The organism is Pseudoalteromonas gelatinilytica, from assembly GCF_001641615.1.
Taxonomy (GTDB): domain Bacteria; phylum Pseudomonadota; class Gammaproteobacteria; order Enterobacterales; family Alteromonadaceae; genus Pseudoalteromonas; species Pseudoalteromonas gelatinilytica.
Window position 1 is genome coordinate 35,794 of record NZ_LRRU01000022.1, and the last position, 19,993, is coordinate 55,786.

The window sequence follows — 19,993 nt, forward strand, 5'->3', positions numbered from 1 at the left end:
CCTCACAGCACTTTTGAGCCGCAGTTTAGCAAATCAAATTCACTAAGTCGTTGGGATTTTATAATTTTATCCGCTTTTTGGGTAAATATAGCTAATCTGTGCCGTGTTGATTAATTTGCTGTGTTAATTCAGGTAAGCGGGCACGAATGGCGTTGGATAATTCATCTACAAGCGGGGCGTGTTTTTTATGAATAATGGTATTAACAGCCATTTGCCTTAATACAACCACAGAGAAGTCTTTTTTATAGGTATTGATATCATTATTGAGCGCAGGATAGAGAGCGTAATCAACACGGCCTTTTTTTAGCATGGTAAGCGTGTGACTTAAATCTTCGTTGTGCATGATCTCAGCTTTTATATCAAATTCGTTGAGGATTTCGACATCACCAATCGAACTCATAACCCGATTGCGAGGGTCGTATAAGTTATCCCGATCGCATGGCAGCGATTTTCTACATAGGAGCACCAAGTTGATAATACCAAGGCTTGGTTCTACGACAATAACATTCTCGAACTTTTTAAGGTTGCTTTTTGAACGCACGATATCGCCATCAACAATGCCTGCATTAAGTAATAACACACCTCTGCGGGATGGCGTTGCTTGCATTTGAGTTTTGATATTTAAATCATTATAAACCTGTTCAATAAACGCTTTAAAAGGGGCTATTCGCGGTATGTCTATATAGGTTAGTAACAACTTATTTGGTCGAGAGTAGTTTTGCACTAAAGATTGTTTAGCGGCAAATAAATCATTAAGTAAGGCAATTTTAGCTTTGTTTTCAGCGTCATTACGTATGCCAATCACTAATGGGAAGTCGGTAAATTGACTCACTATTTTGGGCTCTGGTAGGTTTTGCTGCTCAGCAAAATAGTTAAGTACTTTTGGTGCAGTAATCGCAAAATTAATCTGCTTAGTTTGCATCAAGTGAAATAGTTCTTCATCGTTTGCTGTTTGTACTATGCTACCTGCATAGGATTGAATCACTTTTTCAACCACATCTGGATAGATATAAGGCTCAACAACGCCGACTTTATTTTCACTAAAAAGCTGCTCAATATTTTCAAAATCTTGTGGGTTAGATTGGGTGGTAATGACGGCTAATTGAGAATTTAAAATAGTGGGTGAGGCAACAAACCCGGGCATCATTTCAGAGGGCCAAGCAGGGTAATAGCCTAGGTAGCCAGTTAACTGGGCTTTTTTTATTGCATCTTGCCAAGGTAAATATTCAACCTCAAGGTTTATCGATTTTTTAGCAAGCGTATCTCTTAATAATGCAATGGCATCGCCGCCATTTGCCATTGTACTACTTGCATAAGGAGGGGCTTCTAAAGAGGTAATTTTCCATGTTTCTTGGTACGTAGCATTGGCAACTGCAAATGAGCTGAAAACAAGTACGATAAGAGGAAAAATTCGAGTAAGCATGGAAACAGAATTATCATTAATTGTTTAATAAGTATACGTCTAATTTAAACTTAATAGCATTTTTTCTTTGCTTATTTGCAGCTAATAACATTACAGCTAAAGCAGTGATGTTTTTGGTCATACATACGTTTATCGGCCATGCTTAGCAACTCATCAAATGATTGGGCATCGTCGGGGTAAAGGGCAAAGCCAACACTTGCCTCAACAAGCAAGTCACCACACTCTGATTTTATCGGCGCCTTAATTGCGCAGATCAAACGTGATAGTGCACGGTTTATTTGTACTTGGTTCTCTATGTCGGTCACAATAACCACAAACTCATCACCACCAATGCGAGCAACGCAATCGGTCTTGCGAGCGGTGTCTTGCAGACGTTTGGCAACCTCTACCAGTACTTTGTCTCCTGTGGCATGACCGTGGGTATCGTTAATTGGCTTAAATTTATCAAGGTCAAAATACAGGCAGCCAACTTTAGAGCCAGTTCGTTCCACTCGCGCAAACTCTTGCTTGATAAATCGCTCAAGGGCGCTGCGATTCGCTAAACCTGTTAGGTGATCTGTTTGCGCTAATTGCCTAATTTTTTTCTCTGCCATAACACGTTTCGTGATATCGAAATTAACGCCAATCATACGGTTGCCGTATATTCGTCCATCGGCGTTGATATAGCGAGTTTTGCCAGAAGGTAAAACAATTTGAAACTCAGCATGAAACTCTTCGCCATTTAAAATTGCGAGTTTTAGCTTGTTTGTCACGTCTTCATATTCATCTGGGTGCAAGCTATTTGCCCAAGCTGAATAGTCCCCTTTAAATTCTGATTTTGGGATTTCAAATAAGGTGTGCATCCAGTCATCCCAAATCAGTTCATTGGTTTCAAAGTTCCACTCCCAAATACCAATATGGGCCGCATCAGCGGCCATGGCCATGCGTTGGTGTAAGTTTTCAAGCTCGGTTTTAGCTTGTTTTAGTTCAGTGACATCTTCAGAAACGTCCAATAAATACTGCGCTTTACCATTACTGTCTTTAATGGTGAGTTTTCGTGTTCTTAAGTAATGGGTATTGCCATCAATAGTAACTGGCTTTTCCTCTATAGTAAGGGTCTCATCACTTTTCAATACATCGCGGTCAGTTTGCACGAAGCTCACTGCTTGCTCATTACTGAAAATATCAAAGTCATTGAGCCCAATAAGTTGGTCTTTATTTTTGCCAAGTAATTGTTCGCCGGCTTTGTTGACATGGCTAAATGTTAAATGCTCAGCATCTTTAACAAACAACATGATGGGTAAATTATCGAAAATGGTTTGCGTGAAGGCCTCTTGGTTTCGAATATCAGACAAATCTTTTATCGTCGCCACATAAGGTCCTGACTCTTTTTTACCAATAGAGCTGATGGTTAACGTAATAGGAAAACGTTTTTTATTCGATCGTTGTCCTTTTAAGAGTCGACTGCTACTTTTTCCTGCCGTCCTTTTGCTAAGCTGTGAGTCTCGAAGAATCTCATCCAGTTCTAACGATTTTTCAGGGATTAGGGTACGAATATGCTTGCCTATTAAATCATGCGGCTGATAACCAAATACATGGATTGCAGCGGGGTTTGCAAATTCAATTTTTCCTTCATTATTAAAGCTAATAACCACATCTTGTACGGTATTTAGTACAGCTTTTAATTTCGCTGATAATAAGCTCCTTGCTCTGAGCTCAACAACACCCAATACAAACAGGCTTAATGCCACCAGTATAATGATAATAAGTTGTGCTAACGTCGAGTAGTCGTGAGTTGTAACATAGGTGGTGTATTCAGTTTCAAAAACCGACATCGAAATCATACCGATGTAATGCATTCCTGAAATTGCACTGCCCATTACCAAGGCAACAACTAGATTCATCCGTGTTTGATGAACCCCTTTGGTAAGTCTTAGTTCGTTAATTTTTAATGCAAGGCCTGACAACACAACCGCTACTATAATCGATAACGAGAATAACCAAGGCTCATAAGCCATATTGGCAGGCATAACCATCGCCATCATGCCAACAAAGTGCATCGAGCCAATGCCAGCGCCCATTAGCACACTTCTAAAAAGTAGCCCTTTGTCGGTTTGTAGTGCTGGTGATAGGACGATGTAACTGGCAAAGACACTTGGCAAAATTGATATCAAGGTAATGCTAATGTTGTATTCAATCGGGATGGGTAAGTTGTAGGCAAGCATGCCAACAAAATGCATACCCCAAATACCTATACCTAAAAAACACGACGCCATGATGGTCCAGATCTGACTTTCATTTTTTAGATAGGAGTGTTTGATGCGAGCTGATAATAAAAAAGAAATATACGAAGCAAATACGGCTGTAAGAATAGAAGCAAACACAAGGAGTAAATCGTATTCAGCCGGAATGACCTGCGCACTGCTTAATTGATCAGTTATAAAATGCAGCCTGAAATGCTCTATCACAATTATCTTCCCTCAGTGCAAAATCACGCCAGTCTAAATGTAGTACAAATTAACTTTAGTCCAAGGCAAATGGGTTATCCAGTTCGCTTGTTTATAATTGAGTTGACTCGTTGTCGATACTTGATTAAAACACTCGGGTATTAGATAATTGCAACCATTATAGGTTTTGAGGGTTTTGGTATGTCAGATGAGTTACCAATCAAGTTCAGCGATGCAGCAGCTGTTCGAGTTAAACAGTTAATCGAAGAAGAAGAGAATCCAGATCTTAAACTACGTGTTTATGTAACAGGTGGTGGTTGCTCAGGTTTCCAATATGGTTTTACTTTTGATGAAAAAGCTAACCCTGGCGATTTAGAAATTGTTAAAAATGGTGTAACGCTCGTTGTTGACCCTATGAGTATTCAGTACTTGGTCGATGGTACCGTTGACTATACTGAAGGGCTCGAAGGCGCACGCTTTTTTGTTAATAACCCTAACGCAACAACAACCTGTGGTTGCGGAGCCAGCTTCAGCGTTTAATGAATTATTTATGAAAGCCACTTAATGTGGCTTTTTTATTGCTTTAACTTCCCATAACATCCCGCCTTTGCTAAATTTTACGCATTATCAGAAGGAATTTTGCGTTGCCAAATATAATTAAAACAATAGAAAAAAAACCTTATATTTTAGCCATTGCCATTGTTTTGGTGATTGTACTGTGGATGCTATCTGGGGATAGCAAAGCAGATCAAAAAGCACAGCAAAGTGATGAGCATGCCCAAGAGCGATTACCTAAAGTTCAAGTGATGCCGTTGGTTGCTAAGAATATTAATAAAAACCTGACCTTTTATGGTAAATCAGAGCCTGACAAAATAGCGAATATTAGCGCAAGGCAAGCAGGACAAGTACTCGAAATATTGGTTGAAGAAGGTCAGTTTGTTAAACAAGAACAGGTTATTTTACGCCTCGATAAATCAGATTTAGCCGCTCAAATCACATCAGCAGAAGCCTTAGTTGCACAGTATCAAACTGAATACGAAGGCGCGCTTAAACTTAATCAGCAAGGTTTACAAAACAAAGTATTGACCATGCAAGCACAAGCAATGTTGCAACAAGCAAAAGCAACCTTGGTAAGCCTTGAATTAAAACTAGAGCGTACAGAGGTGCGTGCTGCTTTTGATGGCGTTATCAACAAACGTTTAGTCGAAATTGGTGATTATGTTGGCATAGGCGACCCTATTTTACAGCTTGCTGATTTAGACCCGTTAATTGTCAGAGCCGATGCGACTCAAAAAGAAGTACAAGGCTTAGAAGTTGGACAGGCTACTTTTGCTCATGTTTTAAATGACAAAACCTATCCGGGTCGAATTCGTTACATTGCATCTGTTGCGGATGACAGCACGAATACATTTCGTATTGAAGCGGCATTTGAAAACCCAGGTATGAAATATAAAGCAGGCTTTTCTACTCAGCTTAATATTGAGTTGCCAACTGAACCTGCCATGTTATTAAGCCCGGCTTTTATGGCGCTAGACGAACAAGGGAATATCGGGGTAAAAGTCGTTAATGACGACAATATTGTTGAGTTTAAATCAGTAAGTCTTGCAAAAACCACAGAGCAAGGCGTTTGGCTTTGGGGCTTAGGTGAGAAAGCGAATGTTATTACCCTTGGTCAAGGCTTTGTGCGTGCCGGTGACAAAGTTGAGCCTGTGTTTACTGAAGCAACGAGCAACTAGGTATGAAAAACTTAATCGAAGCGTCGTTGACTCACACGCGTACAGTTTTATCTATTTTCATCTTGTTGCTGATCTCGGGCTGGGTGACATATCAAACCATCCCTAAAGAAGCGAATCCTGATGTCACCATTCCTTTTATTTATGTGTCGATTATTCATGACGGTATTTCCCCTGAAGATGCTGAGCGGCTATTAGTTAGGCCAATGGAGATTGAGCTCCGCTCGATTGAAGGCGTAAAAGAAATGTCAGCGGTGGCAAGTGAAGGGCATGCCTCTGTGACCCTTGAGTTTATCGCGGGTATGGACCCAAAAGAAGCCTTAGCTGATGTACGAGATAAAGTTAGTTTAGCTAAGGCAAAACTGCCTTCTGAATCAGAAGAGCCAGAAGTTCATGAAATCTTGATGGAAGATGAGCAGCCAACCATTACATTAACCTTGTCAGGTGATGCGCCAGAGCGAGGTTTACTCACTCTTGCCCGTAATCTTAAAGATGAACTAGAAAGCATTTCTAGCGTATTAGAAGTTGATGTAGGTGGTGACCGCGAAGATATGGTCGAAATTGAGGTCGATCCACTTGCGATGATTTCTTATGGTCTTGAACCGAGTGACATCATTCAACTGCTATCAAATAACAACCGCTTAGTTGCTGCAGGGACACTCGATACTGGTAAAGGACGCTTTGCTGTAAAAATCCCATCGGTATTTGAGACAATTCAAGATGTGATGGAGCAACCGGTGAAAGTCGTTGGCGATAGAGTGGTGCGTTTTATGGACGTAGCAAAAATTCGTCGAGCGTATAAAGACCCAACCTCAATCGCACGTATTAATGGCCGCCACGCGGTTTCGCTGGAAGTAAAAAAACGTGCTGGCGAAAATATTATTGATACGGTCGATCAAGTTAAAAAAGTGGTGAATGAGGCCAAGAAAATTTGGCCTGATCATATACGAGTTGATTACACCGGCGACATGTCAAAAGACGTGAAAATGATGCTCTCTGATCTGCAAAATAATGTGCTGTCTGCTGTATTGTTGGTGGTTATCGTTATTGTGGCGGTACTTGGCGCGCGCACCGCCTTCTTAGTGGGGATTGCCATTCCGGGCTCATTCTTAACCGGGATTTTAGTGATCTCTGTGTTTGGTTTAACGGTGAATATCGTGGTGCTTTTTGCACTCATCATGGCTGTCGGTATGCTGGTGGATGGCGCAATTGTTGTTAGTGAGTTTGCAGATAGAGCAATGAGTGAAGGCAAACCACGCAAGGCTGCTTATAAATTGGCTGCTGAGCGCATGGCGTGGCCAATCATCGCTTCTACGGCAACGACATTAGCGGCCTTTGCACCATTGATATTTTGGCCGGGAATGATGGGCGAGTTTATGAAATACTTGCCGATTACGCTTATTGCCACCTTGTCTGCGTCATTACTTATGGCATTGGTGTTTGTGCCAACTATTGGTGGATTAATAGGAAAGTCACGGCCGCTCTCTGAACAGCAAAAACAGGATTTAGAGTTAGCAGAGTCCGGCGATTTAACGCAAATCAAAGGGATGCTTGGGCGTTATATTCGAGTGCTTGATTATGCAACAGAGCGCCCTTGGTGGAGCCTAGCTGCTGCAATCGTGTTTTCTATTTTGGTATTCTTTGCATTTGCTGTCTCTAAGCTAGGCGTTGAGTTCTTTCCTGATGTTGAGCCAAATGGCGTTAATATCAAAGTACGTTCTTACAGTGACTTATCTATATTTGAAAAAGACGTGATTATGAAAGACATTGAGTCACGCATTTTAAAAGTGGAAGGTATTAAAACTTTGTATGCTCGTACTGGCGGTAAAGATCAGGTAGGCACGTTTAGAATGAATCTAAAAGACTGGGATGAGCGTCCACCTGCCGAAGATATAATCAGCCAAGTTAACGAAATCACGGCAAGTTATGCCGGTGTCGAAATTGAACTTCGTAAAGATGAAAATGGCCCCGGTGGTGGTAAAGCGCTAAGTATTGAGCTGAGCTCTCGGTTTGTTGATGTGCTTAATAGTGAAGCAAAGCGAGTAAGGCAAGCCATCGAAAATGATGGCGCGTTTCGAAATGTTGATGATAGTGCTTCAAAACCGGGCATTGAGTGGCAACTTAAATTGAATCGTTCGGATGCGGCTCGTTTTGGTGCGGATGCCAGTATGCTAGGGGCGAATGTTCAGCTTATTACTAATGGTTTAAAACTAGGGGAATACCGCCCCGATGATGTTGATGACGAGATTGATATTCGCGTACGCTTTCCTCATGACAAGCGAGATTTAGGGCGTCTTGAAACGTTACGTGTAAAAACCATACACGGACAAGTGCCAATTAGTCATTTTGTTGAGCGCCAAGCAGCTCCTAAAGTGGATACTATCCGCCGTGTTGATTCTCAGCGCGTTGTAACCGTTAATGCAGACATGAAGCCGGGTGAACAACTTGCCAAAGCGTTGCCGCGCTTACAAGCGCAGTTAGAAGAGCAAGGGTTAGACCCGCGCGTGAAAATTAAAGTGCGCGGTGAAACCGAAGATCAAGATGAATCAGAAGCCTTCCTTGAACAGGCTTTTGTGGTTGCTCTGTTTGTGATGGGTATCATTTTGGTGACACAATTTAATAGCTTCTATCAGGCATTTTTGATTTTAAGTGCCGTGCTGTTTTCAACTGTGGGTGTATTCTTGGGCTTAATCGTATTACAGCAACCGTTTGGTATCGTGATGTCGGGCATTGGGGTTATCTCGCTTGCCGGTATTGTGGTTAATAACAATATAGTACTGATTGATACTTATAATGTTTTACGTAACCAAGGTCTGGCAGCAAAAGATGCGATTTTACGAACGGGTGCTCAGCGTTTAAGGCCAGTATTGTTAACGACTGTGACCACCATTTTGGGATTAATGCCGATGGTACTGCAAGTGAATATTGACTTATTTAACCGTCATATTGATTTTGGTGCGCCATCTACTCAGTGGTGGGTGCAATTGGCAACAGCCGTTGCGGGTGGTTTAACATTTGCCACAGTATTAACACTGGTACTTACGCCTTGTTTGTTAATGCTGCGAGACCGTCGTCGGTAATCGGTAAATTCGTTACTGATTAATTAAAAATGAGTGACCCTAGTGTTGGGTCACTTTAATCATCAGTAAAAAGAAGCCTAAAACTAACGCAGAGGCGATTAAAATATACACAAACCCTTTCTTGCCTTGCTTAATTGGTACACGATTTTGTTTTAAAAATAGGTACCATGCGACACATAGTACAATTGGCAACAAAAATAATATACGAAACATTTCTTAACCTTTTTCAGTATTTACATACACTTTAAGCATAAATATGCAGATTTTAAAGTGATACTTTCATCTTGTTAGACTTCCAATTGATCAATTTTTTGGTACAGTTAACCAGTTAACCAGTTAACTATAGAGCACATGCTTTAATTTTAGCTACACTTAGACTTGTATACTAAAACGGTCCATACCTAAAAGGTGGACATTTGTATAATTAATCATTCAAACTGAAAATTATTAGTATATAATGTGTCCAAGAGTGAGACGGGCAAATTTCACTCTTAAATTATTAACTTGAATCATCTAGTAGGAGATGTATTTTATGATGGGTAAAACAGTTTCTTCTGAAGAAAACTCGAAATTAACGAAATGGCTTAAAACTAAGCGTCATGAAAAAGGTCACACAATGCGTAGCCTTGCACAGGTTTTAGGTACGCCACATTCTTTCATTGGTAAAATTGAAAACCAAGAACGTCGTTTAGATGTAATTGAATTCATGCGTTATTGCGATGCTTTAGAAGTTGACCCATACGAAGGTCTTAACTTACTTAAAGACGCTTAATTATTCATTACTAAAAGTGAAACGCCGCTTTTAAAGTAATACAAATAGTGCAAGGAAGCGCTATTTAAAGTCCCTCCCTTGCATTTTCCTCACTTTAATCACATACGTATCAAATTTGTTAATTATTTTGATGATAGTTGTTTTCTAACGCATAAAGCTTATGGCGAATTAAGAATAAAAATACCAGTGATGGGATCACCATCAATGCAGTTAGTACAAAGAACATCGCCCAGTTTCCCCCCAACCAGTCATCAATAACGACGCCGCTGTAGCTTGAAAGTAACGTCCTACCTAAATTACCTAACGAAGCAAGTAGCGCATAGTGGGTTGCACTAAATGCTCTGTCGCATAGCATTGATATAAACGCCACCATGGCAACCAGTGACCAAGCTTGAGTAAAACCATCAACGATAATAGCAAACGCGTACAAGCTTAGTTTAGGACCTGCAATCGCAATCCAAGCAAAGGCTAAGTTTGAGGCTGCCATCGCAATACCACTAATAAATAAGCCTTTAACAATACCATAGCGTTGATTGAATAAGCTTCCTAGAAAAGTAAAAGCAATGGTGAGTACTGCAGTACCCACTTTGGAGAAGGTCGCAATATCGCTATTTGAAAAGCCCACTTCTTTATAAAACACGATAGACATTCGCCCTAAAAACGCTTCACCGATTTTAAATAAGAAAATAAAGGCTAATAAAGCTAATGCTGTTTTTACGCCATTGCGGGCGAAGAAGGTTCTGAAAGGGTCAAAAACGGTCACAGCAAGCCAAGCAATAACTTTAGCAAAGCGAGTCTGCGTACTTCCAGCCAGCTTTTGTTGATAGGTTTGCTCAAGCTCTGCTTGTACAGCATCGCGATTTGATTCGGGCTCTTTTGCCCAAAATACGCTGCTCATTAATAGCAGCATCACTACAGATAAGAAAAAGTAAACTTGCGGCCAATCAATGGAAGGAATGTCAGCCATATAAAATGGCAGGGCACCCAATAGGGCGTAGCCGCTCCACCAACCGGAGGTGGCCATTGCAGCCGCTGCGGTGGCTTTATGGCTTTCATTTTCGGCCAAAGTATCAATACGAAATGCATCAATAGCAATATCTTGAGTCGCAGAAGCGATTGCAATAACTAAACACAGCGCGGCAGCAAACCAGAGGTTAGCTTTAATATCGAGCCCTGCAAGTGAAAAGGTGCCAATAAAAATAACTGACTGACAAAGTAAAATCCAGCTACGGCGCTGGCCAAGCCAGTTAAACAAAACAGGTAACTTTACACGGTCAACAAGCGGTGACCATAAAAAGTTAATGCTATACGCGCCAAACACGATGCCAAATAACCCTATCATGCTGCGGCTTAGCCCTTCATCTTTTAGCCAAGCCGACATAACAGAGCCAATCAATACCCAAGGAAAGCCGCTGCTGATACCAAAGATAAATATATTGATTAAACGTTTATCTTTGAAGTACGAGAAATACTCTGAAATAGAAAGGGTTTTTGTCATAGTGTTGCCAGTTTTAGGGGCATGCGCCCCTATTTATTATTTATTAGCGTCAAGCACTTTTACGTTTAAGATAACAACAGGATCTTTGGGTACGAAGCTGTAACCAATTTTTTCGTTGAATGCAGTTTCTACACGCATTATTTTGTCTAATGTCTCGTAGCCATCCATTACCATACCGAATACAGCAAAACCCCAATCTCGACCAGGGTTAAGATGGTCGTTGTCGTCCATGTTGAAAAAAAACTGACGTGTACCCGAGTGTGGTTTGCGGTCTTGGTATGCCATAGCGATGCTATACATATCATTTTTTAAACCGTTACCACTTTCATTAAAAATCGGGTCGTTTTCATGTAGACCATCATAGTCTTTATCGTAACCACCGCCTTGAATAACAAAGTCACGCTCGTTGTCTTCATCACGTTCAACACGGTGAAACACACTACCTTGATAGCTACCATCAGCAACGTAAGTCAAAAAGTTATTTACTGTGATAGGTGCGCGCGAACGATCCATTTCGACCACAATACTGCCAAGGGTCGTGACAATTTCTACGCGAGGAAACATGTTATCTTTTTGAATGAATTTACCCTCTGTCGCTGCGAATGAACTGTGAGCAAAAAGCAAAATAAAACTGAGTAAAAAAATACGCTTCATAGTTAACCTTCTAAATAGGCGATTAATTCTGGGTCAGATACAATGCGGGTAATTATTTGCTCAGTCAACTTATTCAGCTGACCTTCTATTTTTGCACGGTCATGACTAAGTGGCCCTTCAAGGTTGGCATTACCTCGGTATACTTTGCTGAAAGTGCTTGAGTTTCTGATCACTCTTAAGCCTAACTCAATCGTTGCATCGCTTGTATGTGTCATCATTTTTTCAGTAACCACAGCTTGCAACTGGTGAATATCTAATTCAAATCGCGTTGAGGCAAGGTTAGATATATTTGCACCATTACGGCTTAACGCACTGTCTAAGGCACTTTTCACAGAGTCAGTAATTCCAGGGCTGGCAAGCGTTTTAGTTTTATCTGATTCAATGATTTTCAGAGTTACATTGTCGCCACGTAAATCAATTACGCTAGTACTTACACTGGTACTAAGATTTGAAATTTTCCCGCCTTGATAAACCGGATTCAATATTAATTGATTTGGTTGGTTGCTACACGCCGCAAGCGCAAGTACCGCACATAAAGGTAGTAGTTTTTTCATTTAGTCAGCTCCATTAATTATTCTTTGTTGCACTCAATACGACAAATTTTTTGTTAGACCCTAATAGCTTACAATTGCCGAACATGCGTTTTAACTTTTCATGATAGTCTAGATGACGATTACCAATAATTCTTAATTCACCACCGTGCTTTAATGTGTGTTTCGCCTGTTTGAACATTTGCCAAGCAATATGATCGGTGACCGCTTGCGCTTGGTGGAATGGCGGGTTACATAAAACAAGGTCTACACTGTTAGGTTGAAAATCGGTTAAGCAATCGTTTTGGACAAACTCACACTGGTCTAATTGCTCTGGTAAATTGTGTGTGATGTTTAATTTGGCTGATTCAACGGCCATATACGATTCATCAACGAAGGTTACATGGGCTTTAGGGCAACGTTTGAGAGTCATCAAGCCAACAACACCATTACCACAGCCTAAATCAATAATGCTGCGAGCTTTACTTGTTTGTGGCAAATAGTTAAAGAAAAAACGCGCGCCAATATCTAATGAGTCACGAGAAAATACATTGGCATGATTTTGAATTTCAAACTCACTGCCTTCAAGCGGCCAGTAAACTGGGAAAGGGGCTTTTTTATCAAGGTTACTTGTTTTACTAATGATTAATCGAGATTTTTTAACTGCTAAACTCGTTGATGTTTCCCCAATATACTGACTAAAAGCCTTAATTGTTGAGTTATGAATATCTTTCGTTTTACCCCCTGCAATGACGTCGATGTCCGCAGGTAAAGCAGTACTGATTGCAGCAAGTTGATGCTGCAAGTAGCCTAAATTGCGTGGCACTTTTAATATCACTAAATCAACCTGATTAGGTAATGCTGCTAATGAGTCCAGTTGCGTTAAAGAATTTGTCGATAACTCATTGGCCTGTAAATTATAACGGGTAGCTTGATGAGCAATATACGAGTCATTAACTGAATAAACTGTTAATGTATTAAAAGCACAGGCTAGGGCGCCAAAGCTATCATTGAGTATTAGAATTGAATTTGCGTTTGGATAGTGCTCTTGTACGTAATCGATAAGGTACTCATCGCCTGAGTCCCACGCTTGAAGACTGCGATTTTTTTGATCTAACGGAAAGCGTTCTAGTGTATAGGTGTTATCACCGAGCTGTGCTTGGGTGGTCATCATGATTTTACGAAAGTATTAATGTATAGGTAAATTCTAACATGCAACAGCCAAACGCCAACCCTAATCATTTGCCTGATGGGTTTTCTTACCAAGCTAATGCATTGAGCGCACAAAAAAGCCTCGAGTTATTTTACTATCTTCAGCAGCATCTTAATTGGCAGCAACCAAGTATAAAGGTATATGGAAAAAGCCATGTGATACCGCGTTTGCAATGCTTTATAGCTGATCAGGACGTAAATTATGGCTACTCGGGTTCACAGTTAATCGTTGAGCCATGGCCAGAGGTGCTTGATGCTATGCGTATACGCTTATCAAGAGCTTTGCAGATACCATTTAATGCGCTTTTAGTTAATTTGTATCGAGATGGTCATGATTGTATGGGCTGGCATAGTGACGATGAGAAAGAACTTGGTGAGCAACCAACTATCGCTTCAGTTTCACTTGGTGCTGAACGCGTTTTTAAAATAAAACACAAACATAATAATGAACAACATAGCATTGTGCTGCAAAGTGGCAGCTGTTTAATCATGAATGGTTTTAGCCAGCGTGATTACCAGCATAGTTTGCCAAAGCAGCAAAGACTTAAACATCCTCGAATTAATCTTACCTTTCGTTCAATCGTATAAAATCATTGGCAAAATGAGCCATGCCCTTGATATAGTAGCTGGCAATTATTTTCTTATTAAAGGTCTATGACAGATGTCAATGCAACAACAAATTGAGCAAAAGCTCGCTGCGGGTATCGAATGTAAACACCTGAATGTTGTCAATGAAAGCCATATGCATAGCCGTGGAACTGAATCGCATTTTAAAGTGGTGGTTGTTAGTGAAGAATTTGCAGGTAAACGTTTACTTGCCCGTCACCGTCAAATTAATGAACTATTAAAAGATGAATTAGCAAACCACATTCATGCATTAGCGATTCACACATTTACTCCAGAAGAGTTCAGTGAACAACATGGACAGGCACCTGAATCACCAAAATGCTTAGGTGGTTCAAAGTTCGACTAACATAGCGGGACAGTCACCCAAAGTTTGAAGGACAGTCACTCAAAGTTAGAAGGACAGTCACTCAAAGTTAGAAGGACAGTCACTCTAAAAGGCTTGTCACTTGGGGTTTTAAGCTCGAAAGATTTAAGTGGGTCTGAAAAGTTTTACTGATCAGACCTGTATTTTAACTATTAGCCTTTAAACTAGCGCTAATTTTTATTGTGATAGATATAGGATGATCAATGGTCATTAAGCCTAAAATTCGTGGATTTATCTGCACTAACGCGCATCCAGTAGGGTGTGCTGAGCACGTACAAGAACAAATTAATTATGTGAAAGCGCAAGGACCACTGAGCAATGCACCTAAGAATGTATTAGTGATTGGTGCGTCTACAGGTTACGGCCTAGCATCACGTATCACGGCTGCATTTGGTGGCGGTGCTAAAACGTTAGGCATTTTCTTTGAAAAAGAAGGAAGCGAACGTAAAACAGGTTCTGCAGGTTGGTACAATACTGCGGCTTTCCAAGCAGCGGCTGAAGAAGCTGGTTTATGGTCTAAAAATATCAATGGCGATGCGTTTTCTAACGAAATCAAGCAAAAAGCAATTGATATTATCAAAGCTGATTTAGGTAAAATTGATTTAGTTATCTACAGCCTTGCGTCTCCTCGTCGTACTGATCCAAATACAGGCGAAACTTACTCATCTACGCTTAAGCCAATTGGCGCTGATATCACCACGAAGAACTTAAATACTTCAAAGCGCGTGATTGATGAAGTAACCGTTGAAGCAGCAAGCCAAGAAGACATCGACAATACAATTAAAGTAATGGGCGGTGAAGATTGGGAAATGTGGATTGACGCATTAAAAGAAGCGGATGTACTAGCTGATAACTTCAAAACAACCGCTTACACTTACATCGGTAAAGAATTAACATGGCCAATTTACGGTCATGCGACAATTGGTAAAGCGAAAGAAGACCTTGACCGTGCAACGCAAGCAATCAAAGAGTCTACAAAAGACTTAAATGGCGAAGCGTATGTTTCTTCATTAAATGCGGTTGTGACACAAGCAAGCTCGGCAATTCCAATTATGCCTTTATATATCTCTGCTTTATTCAAAGTAATGAAAGCAGACGGCACATACGAAGGTACCATTGAGCAAATTCATGCGTTATTTACTGAAAACCTTTACGGCGAGACCCCACGTTTTGACGAAGGTGGTCACTTATTCCAAAACTACAAAGAGTTAGAAGATGATGTTCAAGCTCGTGTTCAACATGTTTGGGATACAGTAGATACAGATACGATTGACGAATTAACGGATTACGTGGGTTACCACAATGAGTTTTTACGTTTATTCGGTTTCGGTATCGACAGTGTAGATTACGAGCAAGATGTGAATCCTGATGTTGCGATTTCACAGCTTATCGATTAATCGCTGAACAAATTTGTTTTTAAAAAGTCGCTTTTTTAAGCGACTTTTTTGTTTCTGGATGAAAATAAATCTGCATCAATAGCACTTTGGTCTATATTGAATTTTATTCAAACGGTTTTTGCAGTCTAAATAACCACATCTGTCGTATAAATTTAATATTTGCTCTCGCATAGTCACCCTGATTGATGTTAAAATTCGGGTAATATATGTGAGGAGTTTACCGCGTTGCTTGTTTGGGGTGTTCAACAAGCTGTTCTTTGATACTTAGAATGTGACTTGAGCATATCAAATAGCGACGTGGTTGGTACGATTTTTCAGTTTCTTTCCGTTAATGTAATGCAAGTGCGTATGATCAACATAAAAAAAGGTCTGGATTTACCGATAGAGGGCGCACCTCAGCAAGTTATTCATGATGGTTCTGCCGTCAAACGTGTAGCTGTGCTAGGTGAAGAATATATTGGTATGCGTCCAACCATGCATGTTCGCGTGGATGACCAAGTCAAAAAAGGCCAGGTACTTTTTGAAGACAAAAAGAACCCAGGCGTCTTATTTACTGCACCAGCTTCTGGGGTAGTTAAAGAAATCAATCGTGGTGCTAAACGTGTGCTGCAATCTGTTGTTATTGAAGTTAATGGCAGTGAGCAAATCACCTTTGACTCTTTCAAGGCCGACGAGCTTTCGAGCTTAGACCGTGAAAAAGTGAAAGAAGTACTAGTTCAGTCAGGTCAATGGACAGCACTACGTGCTCGCCCATTCAGCAGAGTAGCTGCTTTGGATGCAAATCCTAGCTCTATCTTTGTGACGGCTATCGACACTAACCCGCTAGCTGCAGATCCTGCAGTAATCATTGCTGAGAACACTCAAGCATTTGAAGCTGGTTTAGCTGTGGTATCTCGTTTAACTGACGGCAAAGTATTTGTTTGTAAACAAGCAGGTAGCCAAGTGCCTAGCTCATCAATCCCTCAAGTAGAAGTACATGAGTTTGGTGGCAAGCATCCGGCAGGTCTTGTTGGTACACACATTCATAACTTAGACCCAGTTTCTGCAAGCAAGCAGGTTTGGCACTTAGGTTACCAAGACGTAATCGCGTTTGGTAATTTATTCCTGACAGGTGAAATCTTCACTGACCGTGTAGTTTCGCTTGCTGGTCCTCGTGTTAAAAACCCACGCTTAGTGAAAACTCAGCTAGGTGCATCTTTAGATGATTTAGTTGCTGGCGAATTAGAAGACGGTGATAACCGTGTAATTTCTGGTTCTGTATTATCAGGCGCTATTTCTCAAGGTCCACACGCGTTCTTAGGTCGTTACCATGTTCAAGTATCTGTATTACTTGAAGGTCGCGAAAAAGAGCTATTCGGTTGGATTGCACCAGGTGCTAACAAGTTCTCAGTAACACGTACCTTCTTATCTCACCTTACTCCTAGCCGTCTATTTAATATGACGACTTCAACAGGTGGTTCGAAGCGTGCCATGGTTCCAATTGGTAGCTATGAGCGTGTTATGCCTTTAGACATCCTACCTACACTATTATTACGTGATTTAATCGCACGTGATCTTGATGGTGCAATTGCGTTAGGTGCGCTAGAGCTTGACGAAGAAGATTTAGCATTATGTACCTTCGTTTGTCCTGGTAAATACGAGTACGGTTCAATCCTACGCGATTGCTTGACTACGATCGAGAAGGAAGGCTAGAGAGATGGGTTTAAAGAAATTTCTAGAAGATATTGAGCCGCATTTTGAACCAGGTGGTAAACACGAAAAATGGTATGCGCTTTACGAAGCTGCAGCGACTATTTTCTATACGCCTGGTTACGTAAATAAAGGCAAAACACACGTTCGCGATAACATCGACCTAAAACGTATGATGATTTTAGTGTGGATGGCGACGTTCCCTGCAATGTTCTTTGGTATGTTCAACATCGGTCATCAGGCCGCAGGTGCTTTAGCACAAGGTTTTGAACTAGCAAACACATGGCAAGTTGGTCTGTTCCAATTATTCGGTGGTGAATTAACTGCTGAATCTGGTTGGGGCGCGAAAATGTTTTACGGTGCCTGCTTCTTCCTACCTATCTATGCAGTAACGTTTGCTGTAGGTGGTTTCTGGGAAGTACTATTTGCTTCAGTGCGTAAGCACGAAGTAAATGAAGGTTTCTTCGTAACATCTGTATTATTCGCACTAATCCTGCCTGCAACGATTCCTTTATGGCAAGTTGCACTAGGTATTACGTTTGGTGTTGTAATCGCTAAAGAAATCTTTGGTGGTACAGGTCGTAACTTCCTTAACCCTGCTCTTGCCGGTCGTGCGTTCTTATTCTTCGCATACCCAGCGCAAATTTCAGGTGACACAGTATGGACTGCAGTAGATTCATTCTCTGGTGCGACTATGCTTGGTCAAGCAGTGGTTGGTTCACTTGATTACAACAACATGGAACTATGGTGGAATGCGTTCTACGGTTTCATTCAAGGTTCTGTCGGTGAAACGTCAACACTAGCACTATTAATCGGTGGTTTATTCCTAATTTATGTGCGTATCGCTTCTTGGCGTATCGTACTAGGTGTATTCCTAGGTATGGTTGCAACGGCATTCTTACTAAATACAGTTGGTTCTGAAACTAACGCAGTATTTGCTATGCCTTGGCACTGGCACTTAGTGCTTGGTGGTTTTGCATTTGGTATGTTCTTCATGGCAACAGACCCAGTATCTGCATCATTCACTGACAAAGGCAAGTTCGCTTACGGTGCGTTAATCGGCTTTATGGTTGTAATGATCCGTGTTGTTAACCCGGCATTCCCAGAAGGTATGATGCTAGCAATCTTATTTGCTAACTTATTTGCACCATTATTCGATCACTTTGTAGTGCAAGCTAATATCAAGCGGAGGTTGGCACGTAATGTCTAGTAATAACGAATCAATCGGCAAAACGCTATCCGTTGTTGTTGCACTATGTTTAGTGTGTGCAGTAATCGTATCGTTTGCTTCAGTTCAGCTTCGTCCTTTACAGCAAGCTAACAAAACACAAGATATTCAACGTAATATCTTAGCGGCTGCAGGTGTTGCAGTATCAGGTTCTGTATCTGATACATTCAACTCAAAAATCGAAGCTCGCGTTGTAGACATGAACACAGGTGAGTTTGTTGAAGGTGTTGATCCTAACTCATTTGATTTCGAGAAAAGCAAGTTCGATCAAAGCATCAGCTTCGCGTTAAAAGCAGAGGGTATTAAAGATATCGCTGGTATTCAGCGTATGACTAAAAACTCGCCTGTATACATCTCGAAAAAAGAAGATGGTTCTATTGATGCAATCATTCTACCTATCCAAGGTTACGGCCTTTGGGGTGTAATGTATGGTTTCCTAGCGCTTGAAAGCGATGCTGAAACTGTTAAAAACATCAATTTCTACAAGCACAACGAAACGCCAGGTCTAGGTGGTGAAATCCAAAATCCACAGTGGACTGCTAAATGGCAAGGTAAAGAGTTACCAATCAATATCATGAAGAGCGGTGCGAAGAACGAACATCAAATCGATGGTCTTTCTGGTGCAACATTAACTTCAAACGGTGTTGATCACACAGTTGACTTCTGGACTGGCGAGCATGGCTTTGGTCCATTCCTTGCGAAAGTACGTGAAGGAGCGTTGAAATAATGGCTGATACTAAAGAAATGAAGTCGGTCCTATTTGGCCCGGTATTCGCAAATAACCCAATCGCACTACAAGTACTTGGTATTTGTTCTGCGCTAGCGGTAACATCAAGCTTAAAAAATGCACTAATCATGTCAATCGCATTGACACTAGTAACTGCGTTTTCTAGCTTCTTTATCTCGTGTATTCGTAACCAGATCCCTTCATCTGTACGTATCATCGTGCAAATGACGATCATCGCATCACTAGTAATCGTTGTTGACCAAGTACTACAAGCATTCTCTTACGCTACGGCAAAAGAGCTTTCTGTATTCGTTGGTCTAATCATTACAAACTGTATCGTAATGGGTCGTGCTGAAGCATACGCAATGAAGTCACCACCAGTAATGTCTTTCTTAGACGGTATTGGTAACGGTTTAGGCTACTCAGTAGTTCTATTAACTGTTGGTTTCATCCGTGAGTTATTCGGTAAAGGTTCACTATTCGGTGTTGATATTATTCCACTAGTACAAAACGGTGGCTGGTATCAACCAATGGGTCTATTGATTTTACCACCGAGTGCGTTCTTCATTATTGGTTTATTCATCTGGGTACTTCGTACCGTGAAGAAAGACCAAGTAGAAGCAAAAGCGTAAG

General features: G+C 41.0%; 17 protein-coding genes. 11 read left to right on the forward strand and 6 right to left on the reverse strand.

All coding sequences use genetic code 11. The features are described from left to right. Window positions 1-91 precede the first annotated feature (91 nt). Window positions 92-1,423 (reverse strand): transporter substrate-binding domain-containing protein, encoded by a 1,332-nt coding sequence (locus NH153_RS17415; protein WP_063706277.1) that lies wholly within the window; start codon window positions 1,421-1,423, stop codon window positions 92-94. A gap of 71 nt (window positions 1,424-1,494) precedes the next feature. After that, window positions 1,495-3,870 (reverse strand): diguanylate cyclase domain-containing protein, encoded by a 2,376-nt coding sequence (locus NH153_RS17420; RefSeq protein WP_082874101.1) that lies wholly within the window; start codon window positions 3,868-3,870, stop codon window positions 1,495-1,497. A 180-nt stretch (window positions 3,871-4,050) separates the two neighbouring features. Between NH153_RS17420 and erpA the strand changes: the two genes are divergently transcribed. The 4 genes from erpA to NH153_RS17440 all read left to right on the forward strand — a co-directional run bounded on the left by erpA (window position 4,051) and on the right by NH153_RS17440 (window position 9,434). Next, window positions 4,051-4,389, forward strand: coding sequence for an iron-sulfur cluster insertion protein ErpA (erpA, locus tag NH153_RS17425; RefSeq protein ID WP_036966451.1), 339 nt, complete (start codon window positions 4,051-4,053; stop codon window positions 4,387-4,389). Window positions 4,390-4,493: 104 nt separating this feature from the next. Continuing rightward, on the forward strand, window positions 4,494-5,585 hold the full coding sequence (locus NH153_RS17430) for an efflux RND transporter periplasmic adaptor subunit (RefSeq protein ID WP_063706279.1): 1,092 nt from the start codon (window positions 4,494-4,496) through the stop codon (window positions 5,583-5,585). A gap of 2 nt (window positions 5,586-5,587) precedes the next feature. Further along, window positions 5,588-8,662: an efflux RND transporter permease subunit gene (locus NH153_RS17435; RefSeq protein WP_063706281.1), complete on the forward strand. Its 3,075-nt coding sequence runs from the start codon at window positions 5,588-5,590 to the stop codon at window positions 8,660-8,662. Between the two features lie 532 nt (window positions 8,663-9,194). Continuing rightward, a complete protein-coding gene (locus NH153_RS17440) occupies window positions 9,195-9,434 on the forward strand; it encodes a helix-turn-helix domain-containing protein (RefSeq protein ID WP_054562310.1) in 240 nt (79 codons plus the stop codon). 118 nt (window positions 9,435-9,552) lie between these two features. Here NH153_RS17440 and NH153_RS17445 read toward each other — a convergent pair whose 3' ends face one another. The 4 genes from NH153_RS17445 to NH153_RS17460 are packed head-to-tail and all read right to left on the reverse strand — an operon-like array spanning window position 9,553 to window position 13,287. Then, window positions 9,553-10,932 (reverse strand): AmpG family muropeptide MFS transporter, encoded by a 1,380-nt coding sequence (locus NH153_RS17445; protein ID WP_063706283.1) that lies wholly within the window; start codon window positions 10,930-10,932, stop codon window positions 9,553-9,555. 36 nt (window positions 10,933-10,968) lie between these two features. After that, window positions 10,969-11,586 carry a peptidylprolyl isomerase gene (locus NH153_RS17450; RefSeq protein WP_063706285.1) on the reverse strand — a complete coding sequence of 206 codons (618 nt, stop codon included), beginning with the start codon at window positions 11,584-11,586 and terminating at the stop codon, window positions 10,969-10,971. A 2-nt stretch (window positions 11,587-11,588) separates the two neighbouring features. After that, window positions 11,589-12,140, reverse strand: coding sequence for a YajG family lipoprotein (locus NH153_RS17455; RefSeq protein WP_063706288.1), 552 nt, complete (start codon window positions 12,138-12,140; stop codon window positions 11,589-11,591). A gap of 13 nt (window positions 12,141-12,153) precedes the next feature. Next, window positions 12,154-13,287: a methyltransferase gene (locus tag NH153_RS17460; RefSeq protein WP_063707179.1), complete on the reverse strand. Its 1,134-nt coding sequence runs from the start codon at window positions 13,285-13,287 to the stop codon at window positions 12,154-12,156. A 41-nt stretch (window positions 13,288-13,328) separates the two neighbouring features. On the opposite strand from NH153_RS17460, the gene NH153_RS17465 reads away from it, so the two are divergent. The 7 genes from NH153_RS17465 (at window position 13,329) to NH153_RS17495 (ending at window position 19,992) form a co-directional block, all read left to right on the forward strand. Next, window positions 13,329-13,916, forward strand: coding sequence for an alpha-ketoglutarate-dependent dioxygenase AlkB family protein (locus NH153_RS17465; protein ID WP_063706290.1), 588 nt, complete (start codon window positions 13,329-13,331; stop codon window positions 13,914-13,916). Window positions 13,917-13,989: 73 nt separating this feature from the next. After that, window positions 13,990-14,301, forward strand: a complete 312-nt coding sequence (locus NH153_RS17470) for a BolA family protein (protein ID WP_054554277.1) — start codon at window positions 13,990-13,992, stop codon at window positions 14,299-14,301. A 221-nt stretch (window positions 14,302-14,522) separates the two neighbouring features. Next, window positions 14,523-15,716 (forward strand): enoyl-ACP reductase FabV, encoded by a 1,194-nt coding sequence (gene fabV, locus NH153_RS17475; protein ID WP_063706295.1) that lies wholly within the window; start codon window positions 14,523-14,525, stop codon window positions 15,714-15,716. A 348-nt stretch (window positions 15,717-16,064) separates the two neighbouring features. Beyond that, window positions 16,065-17,408, forward strand: a complete 1,344-nt coding sequence (locus NH153_RS17480; RefSeq protein WP_063707181.1) for a Na(+)-translocating NADH-quinone reductase subunit A — start codon at window positions 16,065-16,067, stop codon at window positions 17,406-17,408. 4 nt (window positions 17,409-17,412) lie between these two features. After that, window positions 17,413-18,615 (forward strand): NADH:ubiquinone reductase (Na(+)-transporting) subunit B, encoded by a 1,203-nt coding sequence (locus NH153_RS17485; protein ID WP_063706296.1) that lies wholly within the window; start codon window positions 17,413-17,415, stop codon window positions 18,613-18,615. Continuing rightward, entirely contained in the window at window positions 18,608-19,360 is a 753-nt protein-coding gene (locus NH153_RS17490; RefSeq protein WP_063706297.1) for a Na(+)-translocating NADH-quinone reductase subunit C, read from the forward strand. Before NH153_RS17485 ends, NH153_RS17490 begins: the two co-directional genes overlap by 8 nt. Beyond that, entirely contained in the window at window positions 19,360-19,992 is a 633-nt protein-coding gene (locus NH153_RS17495; RefSeq protein WP_063706298.1) for an NADH:ubiquinone reductase (Na(+)-transporting) subunit D, read from the forward strand. Before NH153_RS17490 ends, NH153_RS17495 begins: the two co-directional genes overlap by 1 nt. Window position 19,993: the final 1 nt, after the last annotated feature.

Excerpts from the sequence above, each read along its gene's own strand:
- NH153_RS17490 (WP_063706297.1), top strand. The coding sequence starts at position 18,608 with ATGTCTAGTAATAACGAATCAATCGGCAAAACGCTATCCGTTGTTGTT.
- NH153_RS17485 (WP_063706296.1), top strand. The coding sequence starts at position 17,413 with ATGGGTTTAAAGAAATTTCTAGAAGATATTGAGCCGCATTTTGAACCA.
- NH153_RS17455 (WP_063706288.1), bottom strand. The coding sequence starts at position 12,140 with ATGAAAAAACTACTACCTTTATGTGCGGTACTTGCGCTTGCGGCGTGT.
- NH153_RS17450 (WP_063706285.1), bottom strand. The coding sequence starts at position 11,586 with ATGAAGCGTATTTTTTTACTCAGTTTTATTTTGCTTTTTGCTCACAGT.
- NH153_RS17465 (WP_063706290.1), top strand. The coding sequence starts at position 13,329 with ATGCAACAGCCAAACGCCAACCCTAATCATTTGCCTGATGGGTTTTCT.
- NH153_RS17480 (WP_063707181.1), top strand. The coding sequence starts at position 16,065 with ATGATCAACATAAAAAAAGGTCTGGATTTACCGATAGAGGGCGCACCT.
- NH153_RS17495 (WP_063706298.1), top strand. The coding sequence starts at position 19,360 with ATGGCTGATACTAAAGAAATGAAGTCGGTCCTATTTGGCCCGGTATTC.
- erpA (WP_036966451.1), top strand. The coding sequence starts at position 4,051 with ATGTCAGATGAGTTACCAATCAAGTTCAGCGATGCAGCAGCTGTTCGA.
- NH153_RS17415 (WP_063706277.1), bottom strand. The coding sequence starts at position 1,423 with ATGCTTACTCGAATTTTTCCTCTTATCGTACTTGTTTTCAGCTCATTT.
- NH153_RS17470 (WP_054554277.1), top strand. The coding sequence starts at position 13,990 with ATGTCAATGCAACAACAAATTGAGCAAAAGCTCGCTGCGGGTATCGAA.
- NH153_RS17435 (WP_063706281.1), top strand. The coding sequence starts at position 5,588 with ATGAAAAACTTAATCGAAGCGTCGTTGACTCACACGCGTACAGTTTTA.
- NH153_RS17460 (WP_063707179.1), bottom strand. The coding sequence starts at position 13,287 with ATGACCACCCAAGCACAGCTCGGTGATAACACCTATACACTAGAACGC.
- fabV (WP_063706295.1), top strand. The coding sequence starts at position 14,523 with ATGGTCATTAAGCCTAAAATTCGTGGATTTATCTGCACTAACGCGCAT.
- NH153_RS17445 (WP_063706283.1), bottom strand. The coding sequence starts at position 10,932 with ATGACAAAAACCCTTTCTATTTCAGAGTATTTCTCGTACTTCAAAGAT.
- NH153_RS17440 (WP_054562310.1), top strand. The coding sequence starts at position 9,195 with ATGATGGGTAAAACAGTTTCTTCTGAAGAAAACTCGAAATTAACGAAA.